This window comes from Agrobacterium sp. lyk4-40-TYG-31, from assembly GCF_030209855.1.
GTDB classification, from domain to species: Bacteria; Pseudomonadota; Alphaproteobacteria; order Rhizobiales; family Rhizobiaceae; genus Agrobacterium; species Agrobacterium vaccinii.
On record NZ_JARVRE010000009.1, the window covers coordinates 202,457 to 221,031 of the forward strand.

Annotated in this window: 18 protein-coding genes; 7 read left to right on the forward strand and 11 right to left on the reverse strand. The window is 58.7% G+C overall.

Annotated features, from left to right (window positions below; all coding sequences use genetic code 11):
- Positions 1–59 precede the first annotated feature (59 nt).
- Complete coding sequence (locus tag QRN55_RS17830; protein WP_233135740.1) at positions 60–1,166, reverse strand: DUF475 domain-containing protein; 1,107 nt, start codon at positions 1,164–1,166, stop codon at positions 60–62.
- Positions 1,167–1,608: 442 nt separating this feature from the next.
- Here QRN55_RS17830 and kduD point away from each other — a divergent pair, with 442 nt between their 5' ends.
- Positions 1,609–2,367: a 2-dehydro-3-deoxy-D-gluconate 5-dehydrogenase KduD gene (gene kduD / locus QRN55_RS17835; RefSeq protein ID WP_284777716.1), complete on the forward strand. Its 759-nt coding sequence runs from the start codon at positions 1,609–1,611 to the stop codon at positions 2,365–2,367.
- A 9-nt stretch (positions 2,368–2,376) separates the two neighbouring features.
- Here kduD and QRN55_RS17840 read toward each other — a convergent pair whose 3' ends face one another.
- A complete protein-coding gene (locus tag QRN55_RS17840; protein WP_284777717.1) occupies positions 2,377–3,306 on the reverse strand; it encodes a DMT family transporter in 930 nt (309 codons plus the stop codon).
- 92 nt (positions 3,307–3,398) lie between these two features.
- Positions 3,399–4,742: a formimidoylglutamate deiminase gene (locus QRN55_RS17845; RefSeq protein WP_284777718.1), complete on the reverse strand. Its 1,344-nt coding sequence runs from the start codon at positions 4,740–4,742 to the stop codon at positions 3,399–3,401.
- An 88-nt stretch (positions 4,743–4,830) separates the two neighbouring features.
- On the opposite strand from QRN55_RS17845, the gene hutI reads away from it, so the two are divergent.
- From hutI to QRN55_RS17870, 5 genes are read left to right on the forward strand one after another with little or no spacing between them, the layout of a single operon-like run.
- The gene (hutI, locus tag QRN55_RS17850; protein WP_284777719.1) at positions 4,831–6,087 is read left to right on the forward strand and encodes an imidazolonepropionase; all 1,257 of its coding nucleotides are present in this window, start codon (positions 4,831–4,833) and stop codon (positions 6,085–6,087) included.
- Positions 6,084–7,619 (forward strand): histidine ammonia-lyase, encoded by a 1,536-nt coding sequence (hutH, locus tag QRN55_RS17855; protein WP_284777720.1) that lies wholly within the window; start codon positions 6,084–6,086, stop codon positions 7,617–7,619. The genes hutI and hutH overlap by 4 nt, the downstream gene beginning before the upstream one ends.
- A gap of 2 nt (positions 7,620–7,621) precedes the next feature.
- On the forward strand, positions 7,622–8,437 hold the full coding sequence (hutG, locus tag QRN55_RS17860) for an N-formylglutamate deformylase (protein WP_284777721.1): 816 nt from the start codon (positions 7,622–7,624) through the stop codon (positions 8,435–8,437).
- The gene (hutU, locus tag QRN55_RS17865) at positions 8,434–10,107 is read left to right on the forward strand and encodes a urocanate hydratase (RefSeq protein WP_284777723.1); all 1,674 of its coding nucleotides are present in this window, start codon (positions 8,434–8,436) and stop codon (positions 10,105–10,107) included. The genes hutG and hutU overlap by 4 nt, the downstream gene beginning before the upstream one ends.
- 5 nt (positions 10,108–10,112) lie before the next feature.
- Complete coding sequence (locus QRN55_RS17870) at positions 10,113–10,676, forward strand: HutD/Ves family protein (RefSeq protein WP_284777724.1); 564 nt, start codon at positions 10,113–10,115, stop codon at positions 10,674–10,676.
- Between the two features lie 22 nt (positions 10,677–10,698).
- Here QRN55_RS17870 and QRN55_RS17875 read toward each other — a convergent pair whose 3' ends face one another.
- Both QRN55_RS17875 and QRN55_RS17880 read right to left on the reverse strand, forming a co-directional pair.
- Entirely contained in the window at positions 10,699–11,580 is an 882-nt protein-coding gene (locus QRN55_RS17875; RefSeq protein ID WP_284777725.1) for a LysR family transcriptional regulator, read from the reverse strand.
- Positions 11,577–11,891 (reverse strand): putative quinol monooxygenase, encoded by a 315-nt coding sequence (locus tag QRN55_RS17880; protein WP_284777726.1) that lies wholly within the window; start codon positions 11,889–11,891, stop codon positions 11,577–11,579. The genes QRN55_RS17875 and QRN55_RS17880 overlap by 4 nt, the downstream gene beginning before the upstream one ends.
- 156 nt (positions 11,892–12,047) lie before the next feature.
- Between QRN55_RS17880 and QRN55_RS17885 the strand changes: the two genes are divergently transcribed.
- Positions 12,048–13,544, forward strand: coding sequence for a CoA-acylating methylmalonate-semialdehyde dehydrogenase (locus QRN55_RS17885; protein ID WP_284777727.1), 1,497 nt, complete (start codon positions 12,048–12,050; stop codon positions 13,542–13,544).
- Positions 13,545–13,597: 53 nt separating this feature from the next.
- Here the strand turns inward: QRN55_RS17885 and upp are convergent, their stop codons facing one another.
- The 6 genes from upp to cyoC all read right to left on the reverse strand — a co-directional run bounded on the left by upp (position 13,598) and on the right by cyoC (position 18,575).
- The gene (upp, locus tag QRN55_RS17890) at positions 13,598–14,227 is read right to left on the reverse strand and encodes a uracil phosphoribosyltransferase (RefSeq protein ID WP_077102204.1); all 630 of its coding nucleotides are present in this window, start codon (positions 14,225–14,227) and stop codon (positions 13,598–13,600) included.
- Between the two features lie 101 nt (positions 14,228–14,328).
- Positions 14,329–15,318, reverse strand: a complete 990-nt coding sequence (locus QRN55_RS17895; RefSeq protein ID WP_284777728.1) for an adenosine deaminase — start codon at positions 15,316–15,318, stop codon at positions 14,329–14,331.
- Positions 15,315–16,535 carry a phosphopentomutase gene (locus QRN55_RS17900; protein WP_284777729.1) on the reverse strand — a complete coding sequence of 407 codons (1,221 nt, stop codon included), beginning with the start codon at positions 16,533–16,535 and terminating at the stop codon, positions 15,315–15,317. The genes QRN55_RS17895 and QRN55_RS17900 overlap by 4 nt, the downstream gene beginning before the upstream one ends.
- Positions 16,536–16,620: 85 nt before the next feature.
- Positions 16,621–17,412: an SURF1 family protein gene (locus QRN55_RS17905; protein WP_284777730.1), complete on the reverse strand. Its 792-nt coding sequence runs from the start codon at positions 17,410–17,412 to the stop codon at positions 16,621–16,623.
- A 120-nt stretch (positions 17,413–17,532) separates the two neighbouring features.
- Positions 17,533–17,949 (reverse strand): cytochrome o ubiquinol oxidase subunit IV, encoded by a 417-nt coding sequence (cyoD, locus tag QRN55_RS17910; RefSeq protein ID WP_112497825.1) that lies wholly within the window; start codon positions 17,947–17,949, stop codon positions 17,533–17,535.
- Positions 17,949–18,575: a cytochrome o ubiquinol oxidase subunit III gene (gene cyoC / locus QRN55_RS17915; RefSeq protein ID WP_284777731.1), complete on the reverse strand. Its 627-nt coding sequence runs from the start codon at positions 18,573–18,575 to the stop codon at positions 17,949–17,951. The genes cyoD and cyoC overlap by 1 nt, the downstream gene beginning before the upstream one ends.

Consider the following 18,575-nt stretch of genomic DNA (forward strand, 5'->3'; position numbering starts at 1 on the left):
ATTCTTCAATCGCACAATTCCGCGCCGTTCACTCGAAGAGTTGAGCGGCGTTAATAGTGTTAAATCTGGGCACCCTGCGCGCCTTCGACTTCCCGTGCTTTTTCCTGCTTGTTGTAGCGAATGGAAGACCACAGCGAGATACCGATGAGCGTTGCGCCACCCAGACCGGTGATGACTTCTGGAATATGGACGAGGCTCTGCACATACATGATGACCGAAAGGATGAGGATGGCATAGAACGCGCCATGCTCGAGATAGCGGTATTCCGCCAGTGTTCCCTTTTCGACCAGCATGATGGTCATCGAGCGCACATACATGGCACCGATGCCAAGACCGATGGCGATGATGAAGAGATTGGAGGTGAGCGCAAAAGCGCCGATGACGCCATCGAAGGAGAAGCTGGCATCCAGCACTTCGAGGTAAAGGAACGCGCCGAAGCCGCCCTTTGCCGCACCTTCCAGCACCTGCTGGCTACGGTCCAGAATGCCGCCGAGAACTTCGACCAGAAGGAAGGTCAAGAGACCCCAGATCGCCGAACTGAAGAAAAGAGTAGCTGCTTCAGGACCCAGCGCTGGATCAGCGCTATTGGCGATGATTCGCGAAAAGACCAGCATGACGATCAGCACGAAAGCGATCTCGATACCCTTGATCGACGAATAGGTCGCAATCTTTTCTTCGAACCAGCGCACCCAGTGCACGTCCTTCTCATGATCGAAGAAGAAGCTGAGGCCCACCATCATCAGGAAGGTGCCGCCAAAGGCCGCGATCGGCAGATGTGCGTCTTTCATGATCTGCGCATAACGTTCCGGTTCGGTCGCCGCCATGACCATAGCCGTCCATGGCCCGACATTGGCCGCGATAACGACGATGAGCAGCGGGAAGACGATACGCATGCCGAAAACGGCAATGAGAATACCCCAGGTCAAAAAGCGATGCTGCCATTCCGGCGTCATGTCTTTCAGCTTGTTGGCATTGACGATGGCGTTATCGAAGGACAGCGATATCTCAAGAACCGCCAGAACCGCGCAGATGAAGAAGATCGTGGCCGTACCGCTGACGGTGCCCGTCATTTCCCAGCCAAGCCAACCGCCCAGCAGAAGGCCGACGACCGTGACGATGAAGGCCCATTTGAAATAGGTAAGTGAGGATTTGGTTGTCGGTGTCATCACAGGGCTCCCGCGCTGGCTGGGCGAACGGGAAAACGTGGAGCAGGCATGGCACAAAGCGCACGCATGGAATGCATGGTCAGATTTTTCATGGGTTTAAATCCGCCGGCGTCATAAGCAGGCGGTACCGACATCGCGAGAGCGCCGTAAAACTCTCGCCAGAGGGGCCCGGCACCAAAGTTCGGTTCCCAAATCCCGATGTCAGGGGATTGGGAATACCCCTGTTAGTCTCGCAACTTCGTGATTTCGTCAAGATAAAAGTTGTTTTTTCGACGCAATCCCGACGTTTCAGCCATTTTCGAGCTAGTTTTACAAATAAAAGTTGCGATGCATTATGTTGTAGGATCATTCTCAAAAGAGATACTATTTGTTTCTTGCCCCTATAATCAGCTTGCGATAAATACGTGTAAAGCAACGAATTCCTGATGCATGGAGCAGCGCAATGACGATTTCCTTCGACCTTACCGGCAAGACAGCCATTGTCACAGGTGCCAATACCGGGCTTGGACAGGGCATCGCCACGGCGCTGGCTGGCGCGGGCGCAACGGTGGCACTGGTCGGGCGGTCCTCCATGACGGAAACGGAAGAGGCAATTGCAGCCATTGGCGGCAAGAGCCACAGCATCAAGGCCGATCTCTCCTCCATCGCGCCCGTTGGAGATGTCATCAGCGAGACCGTGCGCCTTGCTGGCGGCGCCGATATTCTCGTCAACAATGCGGGCATCATCAAGCGCGCCGATTCGCTGGATTTCACCGAAGCCGATTGGGACGCCGTGATGGACGTGAACCTGAAGACGGTTTTCTTTCTCAGCCAGGCTTTTGCCCGTCATCTCGTTGCGGAAAACAAGCCGGGCAAGATCATCAACATCGCCTCGCTGCTGTCGTTTCAGGGCGGCATCCGCATTCCATCTTACACCGCATCCAAAAGCGGGCTCGCGGGTCTGACGCGGCTTCTGGCCTGTGAATGGGCGGCCAAGGGCATCAACGTCAATGCCATCGCGCCTGGCTATTTCGGCACCAACAACACGGAAGCCCTGCGCAACGACCCGGATCGCAACGCGGCGATCCTGGCGCGTATTCCCGCAGGCCACTGGGGCAAGCCGGAAGAGCTTGGCGGAGCCGCCGTGTTCCTTGCGTCCAGCGCTGCGGACTATATTCACGGCACGGTTCTGCCGGTCGATGGTGGCTGGTTGGCACGTTGATCCGAAAGCTTAGACGAGATCATCCAGAGGCGGGCTGGCGGACTTTGCCTGCCTGCGTTTGAGTGTGTTCTCCCGGAAGAAGATATAGAGGCCCGCCAACACAATCAGGCCAGCGCCGATGACGATGCTGGACTGTGGCACATCGCCAAAGATCAGCCATCCGAACACCACGGCCCAGAGCAGCAGCGTGTACTGCAGCGGCGCCACGGTTGCGGCATCGGCCAGCTTCAGCGCGCGGTTGACCAGCACATGCGCCGTCATCGCGACGATGCCCAGCAGAGCCAGCAGCGACAGGTCGAAACCGGATTTCAGCGGCACCCAGCCGGACGGCGTGACGGCAATCGCAACGACACTGGCGACTGCCGCCCCGACGATCTGCCAGAAGGCCAGCACCGTATCCGGCGTGTTGCGCAACTGGCGTCCAGACAGCATCATGAAAGCAAAAGCCGCGCTGCCGAGGATGGAAAAGAGCGCCGCCGAGGTCAGCGATGCCGAGCTTGGTTGCAGCGCAATCACTACGCCGACGAAGCCAATGGCAATCGCCGTCCAGCGCCGCCAGCCGACCTTCTCGCCCAACAGAAACGGCGACAGCGCGGCAACATAGATAGGGGCCGCCAGCCAATAGGTCATGACATCCGCCAACGGCAGCGCTTTGACGGCGAAATAGAAACAGAAGAGTTCAGCCGTGGAAAAGAACACGCGGGCGGCCTGCAAGGCCGGACGCTCGACGCGGATGACATTGCTTAAACCCGCTCGCCACAGGATGGGAATCAGCACAATAATGGCAGCAGCGCTGCGCACCAGAACGACTTGCCCCAGGCTGTAGGTCGATACCAGCCATTTGCCCATGGCGTCATTCAACGCAAAAAGAAGCATGCCGAGCAGCATGACAGCCACCCCGAGACCCGTGGGCGAAAGCTGACGAATGAAATTGGGCATTTTGTCTCCGGACTCCCTAGATCACAATGATCTCCGCGAGGTGCTTTTCCAAGTCAAGCCCAAGCACGCTTCCATGCGTACATTAGAGTTATCTATTGCGACAAAAGCTCTTTCATCGTCCCACGGAAGCGCGCTGAGATCGCTTCACGCGTAACATGGAGACCATCGCGAACGACGGCTTTTCCATTAATCCATACCTTTTCCGGCCTCACCAAGCCACCGAATATCCAGCCGTCGAGCAGGTTGTCGCGCTCAAGATACGGCGCATCTCCTGTGTTCAGCGAAACGAAATCGGCGGCATGCCCTACTGCGATACCCGCTTTGGCTCCCAAGGCTCGAGCGCCACCCTTTAAGGCAGCATCGAAAAGCGTCCTGCCGGTGGAGCCATTGGCGGGTGCCACCACATTGCGGGCATGATGCAGAAGCCGTTGGGAATATTCCAGTTGCCGAAGCTCATCGGAAACACCGATCAGCACATTGCTGTCTGAGCCAATGCCGAAAGCGCCGCCTGATGCCAGAAACTCCCGGGCCGGGAATGTACCATCCCCCAGATTGGCCTCGGTTATGGGGCATAGGCCTGCGATCGCACCACGTCGGGCCACGGCTACCGTCTCTTCTGAGGTCATATGGGTGGCGTGGATCAGGCACCAGCGATCGTTGACATCGGCATTGTCCAGCAACCATTCCACCGGCCGTTTGCCGGACCACGCAATGCAATCTTCGACTTCCTTCACCTGCTCGGCGATGTGGATATGAAGCGGTGCGGAGGAAGCAAGCTGCGATGCGATAGTCAACTCGTGCGGGGTCACCGCGCGAAGACTGTGCGGTGCAACGCCGACGACGCTTTCAGGCAACGAGCAAACGGCCTTTGCAGCACCCTCGAAGAGTTGGGCAAAACTCTCCGGAGAATTGATGAATCGTCGCTGGCCCTCTGACGGTTCGAGCCCGCCGAAGCCGGAGTGAGCGTAGAGGACCGGAAGGAGTGTCAGCGCGATACCCGTTTGGGACGCTGCCGCCGCGATGCGCTCCGACATTTCCGCGATGTTCGCGTAATGACCGCCGTTCTTGTCATGATGCAGATAGTGAAACTCGCCGACACGGCCAAACCCGGCCTCCAGCATTTCCATATAGAGCTGCGCGGCGACCGCCTCCATCTGGTCCGGCGTCATGGTCAGCGCGAAGCGGTACATCAGGCTGCGCCAGCTCCAGAAACTGTCTGCGGTGCTGCCTCGCGTTTCCACGAGGCCCGCCATGGCGCGCTGAAAGGCGTGGCTGTGGAGGTTCGGCATGGCTGGGAGGATGACCTTCGCCCGTTCGTCAGCACCTTGCGCCGGTGCGCCGATGTCGAGCGAAACGATTTTGCCATCGGCAATTTTCAGCCGGACATTATCCGCCCAACCATCTGACAACATAGCGACTTCAGCATGAAGGATCATTTCGGCTCCCCAATTTTTACATCACGGCTCTTGCCTCTCTATCCATTATGTATATACATATTAAACATAAGGGAAGGGAAAACTCAGCATGAACGGCAACTCCATTCCAGAAAACAGCGAACGCGAAACATCTGTTTCGCTGTGGCGAAATGCGCGGCTTGCAACACTCGATCCTTCAATGCCGGGCCTTGGAATCGTCGAAAAAGGCGCGCTTGCCGTCCAGGATGGGCGGATCGTTTTTGCTGGCCCGGAGGCGAATTTGCCAGCCGAGTTCACGCGGGCAACCGGGAGCTTCGACTGCGAGGGACGCTGGATTACCCCTGCCCTGATCGATTGCCACACCCACCTCGTCTTCGGCGGCAACCGCGCCATGGAATTCGAGATGCGGCTGGACGGCGCGAACTATGAAGACATCGCGAAGGCAGGCGGCGGCATCGTGTCGTCGGTGCGCGATACGCGGGCGTTGTCGGAAGACGAGTTACTTGCGCAGGCTCTGCCGCGACTGGATACGCTGCTGGCGGAAGGCGTTTCCACTATCGAAATCAAATCCGGCTATGGGCTGGATATCGAGACAGAACTAAAAATGCTGCGCGTGGCGCACCGGTTGACCACAGTGCGGTCCGTTCGAATCTTGACCAGTTATCTGGCGGCCCATGCCACGCCCGCCGAATACAAAGGCCGAAATGCGCAATACATCGCGGACGTCGTACTGCCGGGAATGGAACGCGGCTATGCCGAGGGTCTCATCGATGCGGTCGACGGCTTTTGCGAAGGCATTGCTTTTTCTGTTGATGAGATGCGCATGGTTTTCGACAAAGCCAAATCGCTTGGTCTGCCGGTGAAGCTGCATGCGGAGCAACTCTCCAATCTCGGCGGCTCACAACTTGCAGCCACCTACGGGGCATTGTCTGCCGATCATCTCGAATATCTGGATAAGTCCGGTGCCGAAGCACTCGGCGAGGCCGGAACGGTTGCGGTGCTGCTGCCCGGCGCGTTCTATGCTCTTCGCGAAACACAGGCGCCACCGGTGCAGGCTCTTCGCGATGCGGGCGCGGATATCGCGCTTGCCACCGATTGCAATCCCGGCACATCGCCGCTGAGCTCGCTGCTGTTGACCATGAATATGGGCGCCACCCTGTTCCACCTGACGGTTGAGGAATGCCTTGTTGCCACCTCGCGCAATGCCGCCAAAGCACTGGGTCTGCTGTCAGAGACTGGAACGCTGGAAGTCGGGAAATCCGCCGATTTCGCGATCTGGGATATCGAGCGTCCCGCCGAGCTCGTCTACCGCATCGGTTTCAACCCGCTTCATGCCCGTATTTTCAAGGGACGGATCACATCATGACCATCACGCTTCACCCCGGCTCCGTGCAGCTGGCCGATCTTGCCGATATCTACTGGAACAATGGTTCGGCTAAGCTCGACCCATCCTTCGATGCGGGCATTGAGCGCGCAGCGAAACGCATCGCTGAAATCGCGGCGGGCAACGCGCCTGTCTATGGCATCAACACCGGCTTCGGCAAACTGGCCTCCATCAAGATCGATTCAGCCGATGTGGCTACCCTTCAGCGCAATCTCATCCTGTCGCATTGCTGCGGCGTGGGTTCTGCACTGCCGGAAAATGTCGTGCGCCTGATTATGGCGCTGAAGCTGATTTCGTTGGGTCGCGGCGCATCCGGGGTGCGGTTGGAACTGGTGCGGCTGATTGAGGGCATGCTTGAAAAGGGCGTGATCCCGTCCATCCCGGAGAAAGGTTCAGTCGGTGCGTCGGGTGATCTTGCACCCTTGGCCCACATGGCCGCCGTGATGATGGGTGAAGGCGAAGCCTTTTATGGCGGCACGCTCATGCCAGCAGCCGACGCGCTTTCCAACGCGGGACTGACGCCGGTGGTGCTGGCCGCCAAAGAGGGTCTGGCGCTGATCAATGGCACGCAGACCTCCACTGCATTGGCGCTGGCGGGACTGTTCCGCACCCATCGTGCAGCGCAGGCCGCGCTGATTACCGGCGCGCTGTCCACCGATGCGGCCATGGGCTCATCCGCTCCGTTCCATCCTGATATCCACACGCTTCGTGGCCACAAGGGCCAGATCGATGCAGGTGCAGCACTTCGCAATCTGCTGGAAGGCTCTGAAATCCGCGTCAGCCACATCGAAGGCGACGAGCGGGTGCAGGACCCCTATTGCATCCGATGCCAGCCACAGGTCGATGGTGCCTGCCTCGATCTGTTGCGACAGGTTGCACAGACATTGCAAATCGAAGCCAATGCCGTCACCGACAATCCGCTGGTTCTCTCGGACAATTCCGTCGTCTCAGGCGGCAACTTCCACGCCGAACCGGTGGCGTTCGCTGCTGACCAGACGGCGCTCGCCATCTGCGAAATCGGTGCGATTGCTCAGCGCCGCGTCGCCCTGCTGGTCGATCCCGCCCTGTCCTACGGCCTGCCCGCCTTTCTGTCGAAAAAGCCGGGGCTGAACTCCGGCCTGATGATTGCCGAGGTCACGTCTGCGGCCCTGATGAGCGAAAACAAGCAGATGTCGCACCCGGCATCCGTCGATTCAACGCCCACATCCGCCAATCAGGAAGACCATGTGTCCATGGCCTGCCACGGCGCGCGTCGCCTGCTGGCGATGACGGACAACCTGTTTGCTATCATCGGCATCGAGGCGCTGTCTGCCGTTCAGGGTGTGGAACTGCGCGGCCCGCTGAAGACGAGCCCGGAGCTGCAAAAGGCGATGGCCGTGCTGCGCGCTGTCATCCCATCGCTGGATGACGACCGCTACATGGCCCCCGATCTGAAAGCAGCTTCCAAGCTTATCGCGTCCGGCGCGCTGGTATCCGTAATCTCCCAGTGCATTCTGCCGAAGCTGGAGGCGTGAGGATGCCTGTTTTCGAAACCCACAAGGGCTCCTCTCCTATCATCCTCGGCCTGCCGCACACGGGAACCGATATGCCCCCGGATGTTTGGGAGCGCCTGAACGATAACGGCAAAATGCTTGCCGATACCGACTGGCACATTCACGATCTCTATGCCGGGTTGCTGGATGATGCGACCCCCGTGCGCGCGACCTTCCACCGCTATGTCATCGACGCGAACCGTGATCCGCAGGGCTCCAGCCTCTACCCGGGCCAGAACACGACCGGTCTGGTTCCGACAACGGATTTCGATGGCAAGCCGATCTGGAAAGAAGGGCAAGAACCGACGGAAGCGGATATCGCACACCGTCTGGCAACCTTCCACGCGCCCTACCACGCAGCCCTCTCAGCGGAAATCGCACGGGTAAAGGCCATCCATGGCATCGCCATTCTCTATGATTGCCACTCCATCCGCTCTGACATCCCGTTCCTTTTTGCGGGTACTTTGCCGGATTTCAATATTGGCACAGATATGGGCCGTACCTGCAACCTTGGTATCGAAGCCATCGCCGTCGATGTGACAGCGAGTGCGCAAGGCTACACGTCCGTGCTCAACGGGCGCTTCAAGGGTGGCTGGACGACGCGGGAATATGGAAATCCAAAGACAGGTGTTCACGCCATCCAGATGGAACTGGCGCAATCCACGCATCTGGCAACGGAAGCGCCGCCCTTCGCCTATGACGCTGAAAAGGCTGGAAAGCTTCGCATTCACCTCAAAGACATTCTGACCCGCATGGAAGACTTTGCGCTGCACGCCAACGATATGGGGAGACCATCATGACCAATCCGCGCCACAACGAACGGGAAGTCCGCAGCCCCCGAGGCTCCGAGCTCAACGCCAAAAGCTGGATGACCGAAGCGCCGTTGCGCATGCTGATGAACAATCTCGACCCCGAAGTGGCTGAACGCCCGCATGAACTGGTCGTCTATGGCGGCATTGGCCGTGCCGCCCGCACCTGGGAGGATTTCGACCGCATCGTCGCAACGCTGAAAGACCTCAATGAGGACGAGACGTTGCTGGTGCAATCCGGCAAGCCGGTCGGCGTGTTTCGGACCCACAAGGATGCGCCGCGTGTACTGATCGCCAACTCCAACCTCGTGCCGCATTGGGCAACGTGGGAGCATTTCAACGAACTCGATAAAAAGGGACTGGCCATGTATGGCCAGATGACCGCCGGTTCGTGGATTTACATCGGCACGCAGGGCATCGTGCAGGGCACCTACGAAACCTTCGTGGAGGCCGGTCGCCAGCATTATGACGGCAACCTTAAGGGCAAGTGGATACTGACGGGCGGGCTTGGCGGCATGGGCGGCGCACAGCCGCTGGCCGCGGTCATGGCCGGGGCTTGCTGCCTTGCCGTGGAATGCGATGAAACCCGCGTCGATTTTCGTCTGCGCACCCGCTACGTCGATGCCAAAGCCCATACGCTGGATGAGGCCTTGGCGCTGATCGACCAATGGACTGCGGCAGGTGAGGCGAAATCCGTTGGCCTCATTGGCAATGCGGCGGAGATTTTCCCCGAACTGGTCAAGCGCGGCATTCGCCCTGATATCGTCACCGACCAGACCTCGGCACATGATCCTGTTCACGGCTATCTGCCGGTCGGTTGGACGGTTGCCGAGTGGCGCGCCAAACAGGAGAGCGACCCGAAAGCGGTTGAAGCCGCAGCCCGCGCCTCTATGAAGCTTCAGGTTCAGGCCATGGTCGATTTCTGGAATGCCGGCGTTCCGACACTCGATTACGGCAACAATATCCGCCAGGTCGCCAAGGAAGAAGGCCTCGAAAATGCCTTCGCCTTCCCCGGCTTCGTGCCTGCCTATATCCGCCCGCTGTTTTGCCGTGGCATAGGCCCGTTCCGCTGGGCAGCGCTTTCGGGGGATCCCGAAGATATCTACAAGACCGACGCCAAGGTGAAGGAACTGACACCCGGCAACACGCATCTGCACAATTGGCTGGACATGGCGCGCGAGCGCATATCCTTTCAGGGCCTGCCCGCCCGCATCTGCTGGGTCGGCCTTGGTGACCGGCACCGACTGGCGCTGGCCTTCAACGAGATGGTGAAAAGCGGGGAGCTGAAGGCACCCGTCGTCATCGGTCGCGATCACCTCGATAGCGGCTCCGTGGCCTCGCCCAACCGGGAAACGGAAGCAATGAAGGACGGCTCCGACGCCGTGTCCGATTGGCCGCTACTCAACGCACTGCTCAATACCGCGTCGGGCGCGACATGGGTTTCGCTGCATCACGGCGGCGGTGTCGGCATGGGCTTTTCGCAGCACTCCGGTGTCGTCATCTGCGCCGATGGCTCCGAAGACGCGGCGCGGCGTCTGGACCGTGTGCTGTGGAACGACCCGGCAACCGGTGTCATGCGCCACGCCGATGCCGGTTATGACATCGCGCTGGATTGCGCCCGGGAAAAGGGTCTTCGTCTGCCCGGCATTCTCGGTAACTGAATGCCATGAAGCTCTTCCGCGCAAGGGAATACAAGCGCATGCCTTGGAAGAACGGCGGCGGGGAGACGGTGGAAATCGCCGTCTTTCCGCCAGATGCCTCAATCGATGATTTCGACTGGCGCATCAGCATGGCGACGGTTGCCAGTGACGGGCCATTTTCGATTTTTCCCGGCATTGATCGAACGCTATCCATTTTGGATGGAAACGGCATGTCGCTGTCAATAAATAGGGCCGTGCCGATCGTGATGAACGAAACCAGCGAACCTCTCAGCTTTGCTGCCGACGTTCCGGTCAGTGCGGTTCTTGTGGATGGACCCATTACCGATCTCAATGTCATGACCCGTCGCGGCAGGTTTTCGCATCGGGTGGAACGGAAGTCGGAGAACATTCTTATCGAGCCTCCGACAATCGGCGAAACGGTTTTTGTTCTCGCGATGGGTACAATGTCGTTGAAAACGGATGGCCAAGCCGTCGATCTCGATGCTCTGGATGCCGCGCTGATCGAGACACAAACTCAGGTCATCACCGGACATGCGGCTTTCTATCTGATCTCTTTGCGGACCCTCTGACAGCCTGCTGTCGTAGGAGCATTTACAGGAACATCCGTCTTTCCCCGGCAATGCATTCCTGCAGAAACTCTACGACCGTCTTGACGCGGGCGAGTTGTCGCGCGTTTTCGTGAAAGGCTGTCCAGTAGGAACGGCGGATGGAAATGTCGGGCAAAAGGCGCACAAGTTCTGCCTCTCCCCGTGCTATATAGTCATGCAGGATGCCGACGCCTGCCCCTGAACGCACCGCCTCGGTCTGGCCGATGGCGCTCGATATGGCAAAGCTTGCGTCCCAGTCCCGCATGATCTCGCCGGTGAAATTCAAGGATGGGGAAAAGATCAGGTCTTCCACGTAACCGATGCGGCGATGCTGCTTTAGCGCATCGATATCTTCCGGGTGTCCATGTTTTTCGACATAAGCCCTTGAGGCATAGAGGCCGAGCGAATAATCGGTGAGCTTCGAAAAGACCAGCCGCCCCTGCTCCGGCCTTTCGATGGTGATGGCGATATCCGCCTCGCGCTGTGAAAGCGAAAAGGAGCGCGGTACCGGCACGAGTTCGATTTTCAGTTCCGGGTGACGAGCCGTCAGCTGGCCCAGCCGAGGTGCCAGAAAAGAGACGCCGAAACCATCGGGTGCGCCGATCCTCACCGTACCGCTGATTGCCGCATCGCCTCGCCCGAGGCTCGCCTGAACATCCAGCATTTCTGCCTCCATCCGCTCGGCGGAAACGAGAAAGCGTCCACCCTCCTCGGTCAGCTCGCAGCCGGTCGTACCGCGAATGAAGAGCCGCGTCTTCAACGCTTCTTCCAGAGAGGTCAGCCGCCGGGACAGGGTCGCGTGATTGAGCCCGAGACGCCGGGACGCCGCAAGGATCTGCCCCGTGCGCGCAACCGCCAGAAAGATGCGGACATCATCCCAGTTCATGATTTGCTGCACATCATAATAGGATCGACCTCGAAAAGCGTGAGCTTCGTGACCATGCCAGCGGTGCCGTTCTTGTATTTCAGAAAGTGAGGCGTCTGCAGATGTGCCTCATATGCAGCGACATCCCGGTAGATTTCGAGCACCCGAATTTTCTCGGGGCTGCCTTTGATGGCGACAGCGCTCAACGCCAGCACACCGTCTTCGATCCTGACAGATGCTTCAATTTCCTCCGCCAACTGGCGTCGATAGTCTTCCAGATGAGCCGGGTCTATTTCGATCTCTGCCATCCTGACAACGCGATTGTCCGCCATTGAACTGCTTCTCCGGTTTGCAAAAATTGAGGTACATCTTTTATCTCAGGTCAAGAAGAACTTCAATTTACGCACAACGGATGATTATGCGAGGTTATTGATTTGTGCAATTCAAAGCGCAAAGGTGGCAGCATCGAAAATTCAGGAGGAACACCCATGAAGCAGATCGGTCATTTCATCGACGGGAAGCATGTGGCTGGCACCAGCGGTCGCACGTCCAATGTCTACAATCCGGCAACCGGAGAAGTGCAAGCAACGCTTTCTCTGGCCAGCGATGCGGAAATTCTGGCTGCCGTTGAAAGCGCCAAGGCTGCGCAGCCGAAATGGGCGGCCACCAATCCTCAGCGCCGTGCGCGCGTGTTCTTCAAATTCGTTGAGCTGCTGAACCAGAACATGGATGAGCTGGCAACGCTGCTCTCCAGCGAACACGGCAAGACGGTGGAAGATTCAAAGGGCGATATCATTCGCGGACTTGAAGTCTGCGAATTCGTTTGCGGTATTCCGCATCTTTCCAAGGGTGAGTTTACCGAAGGTGCCGGTCCTGCCATCGATATGTACTCCATTCGCCAGCCGGTCGGCATCGGCGCGGGCATTACGCCGTTCAACTTCCCCGGCATGATTCCCATGTGGATGTTTGCGCCCGCCATCGCCTGCGGCAACGCCTTCATCCTCAAGCCTTCGGAGCGCGATCCATCGCTACCGATCCGTCTGGCAGAACTGATGATCGAGGCTGGTCTGCCCGCTGGCATCCTCAACGTCATCAATGGTGACAAGAGCGCGGTTGACGGTATTTTGACCAACCCGGATATCGGCGCGATCTCGTTTGTCGGCTCCACCCCCATCGCACGCTATGTTTATGGTACCGCAGCCATGAACGGCAAGCGCGCCCAGTGCTTCGGTGGCGCGAAGAACCACATGATCATCATGCCGGATGCCGATCTCGACCAAGCCGTGAGCGCCTTGATGGGTGCCGGTTACGGTTCGGCGGGCGAACGCTGCATGGCGGTGTCCGTTGCCGTTCCCGTGGGCGAAGAGACGGCGAACCGTCTGGTCGAAAAGCTCATTCCGCAGATCGAAGCACTGAAAATCGGCCCTTATACCGATGACAAGGCTGATATGGGCCCGTTGATCACCAAGGAAGCGCAGACACGTGTGAGCGGCCTGATCGACAGTGGCGTTGAGCAAGGTGCAAAGCTTGTTGTTGACGGCCGCAATTTCAAGCTTCAGGGCTATGAAGACGGCTATTTCGTTGGCGGCTGCCTGTTCGACAACGTGACTACCGACATGGATATCTACAAGCAGGAAATTTTCGGGCCGGTTCTCTCTGTCGTTCGCGCCAAGAACTACGAAGATGCGCTCGACCTGCCGATGAAGCATGAGTATGGCAACGGTGTTGCGATCTTCACCCGCGATGGTGATGCCGCCCGTGATTTTGCCAGCCGCATCAATATCGGCATGATCGGCATCAACGTTCCGATCCCGGTTCCCTTGGCCTACCACTCCTTCGGCGGCTGGAAGGCATCAAGCTTCGGCGATCTCAACCAGCACGGCACTGATTCGATCAAGTTCTGGACGAAGACCAAGACGGTCACGGCACGCTGGCCTTCGGGCATCAAGAGCGGTGCTGAATTCGTCATGCCGACGATGAAGTAACGCCGACCGAGATACCAGGCGCCCTCAATTCGTTGAGGGCGCTTTTTTAATGTTTATTTCGTGCCGTACATGCGGTCGCCCGCGTCACCGAGACCGGGCATGATGTAGCCTTGTTCATTCAGGTGGCTGTCGATCGAGGCCGTGAAGATAGGCACATCCGGGTGCGCTTCGCGAAAATTCTTGATGCCCTCGGGGGCTGCCAGCAGGCAAAGGAAACGCATGTTCTTCGCGCCGCGTTCCTTCAGCTTGTCGACGGCGGCGATAGAGGAGTTGCCGGTCGCCAACATCGGATCGACCACGATGATCAGGCGCGCATCGAGATTGTCGGGTGCCTTGAAGAAATATTCGACGGCCTCAAGTGTATCGTGATCACGGTACACACCGATATGCGAGACGCGGGCAGATGGTACCAGTTCCAGCATACCCTCCAGCAGGCCATTACCGGCACGCAAGATGGAGGCGAACACCAGTTTCTTGCCTTCCAGAACCGGCGCATCGATGGTCTGCATCGGCGTTTCGATGGTCTCCATCGTCATTTCCAGATCACGCGTGACCTCGTAGCACAGCAGCGTCGAGATTTCGCGCAGCAGACGCCGGAAACCGGCAGTCGACGTTTCCTTCTTGCGCATGATGGTGAGTTTGTGCTGCACGAGGGGATGAGCGATAACGGTGACGCCGTCCATGAAGCTGGCCTTTTCTTTTATCTATGATGTCTCTGTATTTCACCGAATGAGCGGCTTTCGCAAGACCGGAAGCGCATTTTGCACTCCCGTTCCCGCCCGATTTATGCTGCTTCAGACTGCGCATCCAGCTTGGCAAGCAGGGTCGCGCGCGTGTCCTCGTCCACAAACGCGGCCTCGATCGAGGTACGGGTCATAGCATTGATCTGCGCATCGCTGAAGCCGAAGGCATGGCGGGCGATCTCATACTCCTGCGCCAGCGAGGTGTGGAAGAACGGCGGATCATCCGAGCTGATGCAGACGCGCACGCCCGCGTCTCGAAGACGCTTCAAGGGGTGACTTTCGAAGTCCGGGTAGACATTCAATGCAATGTTGGAGCCGGGGCAGACTTCCAGCACCGTGCCGAGGTCCACCAGCCGCGAGACCAGTGCACCGTCTTCAATGGCGCGCACGCCGTGGCCGATGCGCTGGGGTTTGACGAGATCGAGCGCATCCGTCACGCTGAACGCGCCGCAGACTTCGCCTGCATGGATAGTGAGGCCTAGACCTGCGTCGCGGGCAATATCGAAGGCACGGGCGTAATCCGCCACGCGGCCCATGCGCTCTTCGCCTGCCATGTTAAAGCCTGTGATCAGCGGGTGCTTGACGCGAGCCGCATATTCCGCAGCGGCAATGACGCTTTCCGGGCCGAAATGGCGCTCGCCTGTGACGATGATGCGGGCTTCGATGCCGGTCTTTTCTTTGGCCGCCGCAATGCCTGCGGCGATCCCAGAGAGATAGGCATCCGCGCCTAAGCCGATACGGTCGCCGTGATCGGTCGAAACGATGAGTTCACTGTAGATGGTGTTTTCACCGGCCAATTCGGTCAGATATGTCTCGGCCAGAAGCGCGTAATCTTCTTCGGTCTTGAAGACCTGGGCCACGGCATCATAGCAGCGGATGAATTCGGCAAAATCCGTCCAGATGTATGCGCCATCGCGCAGGAAGCTGCTGCTGTCTATGCCGTATTTCTTCGCCTGCTGTGCCACCAGCGCAGGCGGGGCGGCACCTTCCAGATGGCAATGTATCTCTGCTTTCAACAAATGCGGCGTCACATGAAACTCCTGCCGTGGCGGCCAGTGGGTATGCTGAGATGGGAGGCGATGCTTTCGCCGATATCGGCAAAGGATGAGCGTATCCCGATATTGCGTTCGCGAATGCCGGGGCCGAAGGCCATGATCGGCACGCGTTCGCGGGTGTGGTCCGTGCCGCGCCATGTCGGGTCGCAGCCATGGTCGGCGGTGAGAATGGCGATATCACCCGGCTGCATCTTGCGGTGAATTTCCGGCAGGCGCGCGTCGAAAGCTTCAAGTGCCGCGGCATAGCCCGCCACATCGCGGCGGTGGCCGTAGATCATGTCGAAATCAACGAAATTGGTGAAGACGAGATCGCCGTTTTCGGCCTCTTCCATCGCCTGCAATGTCGCATCCATCAGCGCTTCGTTGCCATTGGCCTTGATGACGCGGGTAACGCCCTGATAGGCGTAGATATCGCCGATCTTTCCGATGGCCAGCACCTTGCGGTCCCTCTCTACCAGACGGTCGAGCAAGGTCGGCTCCGGTGGCAGAACGGAGAAATCCCGGCGATTGCCGGTTCGCTCGAATGCGGCAACGGTTTCGCCGGTAAAGGGCCGGGCGATGACACGGCCGATATTGAGCGGATCGACCAGCTTGCGCACGGTTTGGCAGAACGCGATCAGTCGCTCCAGCCCGAAATGCGTTTCATGCGCGGCGATCTGGAAAACGGAGTCTGAGGACGTGTAACAAATGGGCTTGCCAGTGCGGATGTGCTCTGCGCCGAAGCGGGCAATGATCTCGGTACCGGACGCATGGCAATTGCCGAGAATGCCGGGCACTTCACCCTGCTCGCAAATGGCTGCGACGAGTTCGGGAGAGAAAGCATCGCCTTCCGTCGGGAAGTAACCCCAATCGAACCGAACCGGCGTGCCTGCAATTTCCCAATGGCCTGATGGCGTGTCCTTGCCCTTCGACACCTCACTGGCGCAGCCGTGGATGCCATAGATGCGTTCGGGCGGCTCCATGCCCGCTGGCGCCTCGCCGCTGGAAAGCTGGGCGATGTTCAAGAGGCCAAGCGCCGACATGTTCGGCAATTTCAGCGGGCCGGTGCGCAGGCCTGCGCGATCCGCTGCACCGGCGGCGCAGAACTCGGCGATGTGGCCCAGCGTGTTGGAGCCGAGATCGCCATATTGCTCGGCATCCGGCGCGCCACCGACACCGAAGGAATCCAGAACGAGGAGAAAAGCCCGTGCCATACGTCACCCAAAAAAACGCGGCGCAAAGGCCGCGATAACAAACGAGTGATATAATCACCGGGAGGAGAAAGGTGAAACGCTTTCTTTAAGCACTCTCTTGAACGCCTGAGGGATCGTCCACGCGTGCGGCGTGCGGCGCATTGAGATTGCGCGTGACGTACCAGCCCGCAGCAACGACCATGCCCGCCAGAATGTACCAAGTGATGGCGTAGGACAGGTGGTTGTTGGGAAAGGTGAGCATGGTCTTGCCGCCGATGGGCAGGCCGCCGGGATTAGGTGTCGCATCCGCATCAACGTAGAACGGCGCGGCATTTGCGATCTGTTTGGTCTCAGCGATCTGGACGATATTGCGCGAATACCAGCGATTGTTTTGCGGATCATTGGTGCGCAGGAACAGTCCGCCCGTCTCCGGTGCACGCATCAAGCCCACGACATCGACGCGGCCTTCAACCTCACCTTGCGGACGTGCGGAGGGCTCGCGCTTGTCGGTGGGAACGAAGCCGCGGTTGACGATGACGGAGGAGCCATCATCCCGTTGCAGCGGCGTCAGCACCCAGTAGCCGGGGCCAAGATCGGAGACGGTATAGACCTGAACCTCATCCTGATGACGGAAAGTGCCGGACAGGTGGACGCGACGATATTCGTATTGCGACGGGTTGGTCAGAGTGGGCCACTCGCTGGCCAAAGGTGCTTCCACAGGGGCGGCGTGGGCGCGCTCCTCGACATTGGCAATCAATTCGCGCTTCCACGCCAAGCGGTTCACCTGCCATGTGCCGAGCGCCAGCAGGCAGCCGGTCAGCACAACAGTCATGAGGATGACGACGATGGCCGCCGGGCGGATGCCCTTGCGCGGCGTGGTTTCATTTTGAATGGTCATCGGAGCTTTCCCGCTCAACAGAAAACCCCATGAATCCGCTCTCCGATTCATGGGGTCTTGTGTCTCTCGGAGAGGAGCGGTCCGCTGTTGCGCGGACCGCAATATCGCGACGCCAGCCGGTTACGGCATATTGCGCATCTGCTCCATGGTCATAGTCGGCATCATGTTCTTGTTCATGTTGTACATGACCCAGAGCGAGCCGACGAGCGTGATCATGACCACAACAAGCGTGAACAGTAGCGACATAAAGGTCCAGCCGCCTTGCGACTTGGTGTTCATGTGCAGGAAGTAGATCATGTGCACGAACACCTGGATCACGCCGAAGATCATGATGACGATGACAGTGGTGGTACGGCTTTCGAGAACATCGCCCATGACCAGCCAGAACGGAATCGCCGTCAGGATGACCGAGAGGATGAAGCCGATCATGTAGCTCTTGAAGGAGCCGTGATCTTCGCCGCTATCGTGGTGGTGATCGTCGCCGTGGCCATGTGCATGACCGTGATCGTGGCTATGGTCGTGTGTGTTTGCACTCATCACAGAACTCCAACCAGATAGACAAAGGAAAAGACACCAATCCAGATCACGTCAAGGAAGTGCCAGAACATGGAGAGGCACGTCAGGCGGCGCATGTTTTCAGGATGCAGACCGAACTTCTTGACCTGAACCATGAGTGTGACCAGCCAGATGACGCCGAAGGTGACGTGCAGACCGTGCGTGCCGACCAGCGCGAAGAACGCAGACAGGAACGCGGAGCGCTGCGGTGTCGCGCCTTCGTGGATCAGGTGGTAGAACTCGTAAAGTTCCAGACCAAGGAAGGCCAGGCCGAACAGGCCGGTAATGGCGAGCCAGATCAGCGTGGTGTTGATCTTCTTCTTCTGTGCCTCCAGCATGGCAAAGCCATAGGTGATGGAGGAGAAGAGAAGGAAGCCGGTGTTGATCGCCACCAGTTTCAGATCAAACAGATCAGCGCCCGATGGGCCAGCCGCATAGCTGCGACCGACGACGGCATAGGTTGCAAAGAGCGTTGCGAAGATCAGGCAGTCGCTCATCAGATACAGCCAGAAACCGATGGATGTACCGTTTTCAGGGTGGTGGTCTTCCCTAAGATAGAAGACCGGCTTTTCTGCGCCATTGGCGCTCTGGGCAGGTGCTTGAGACAT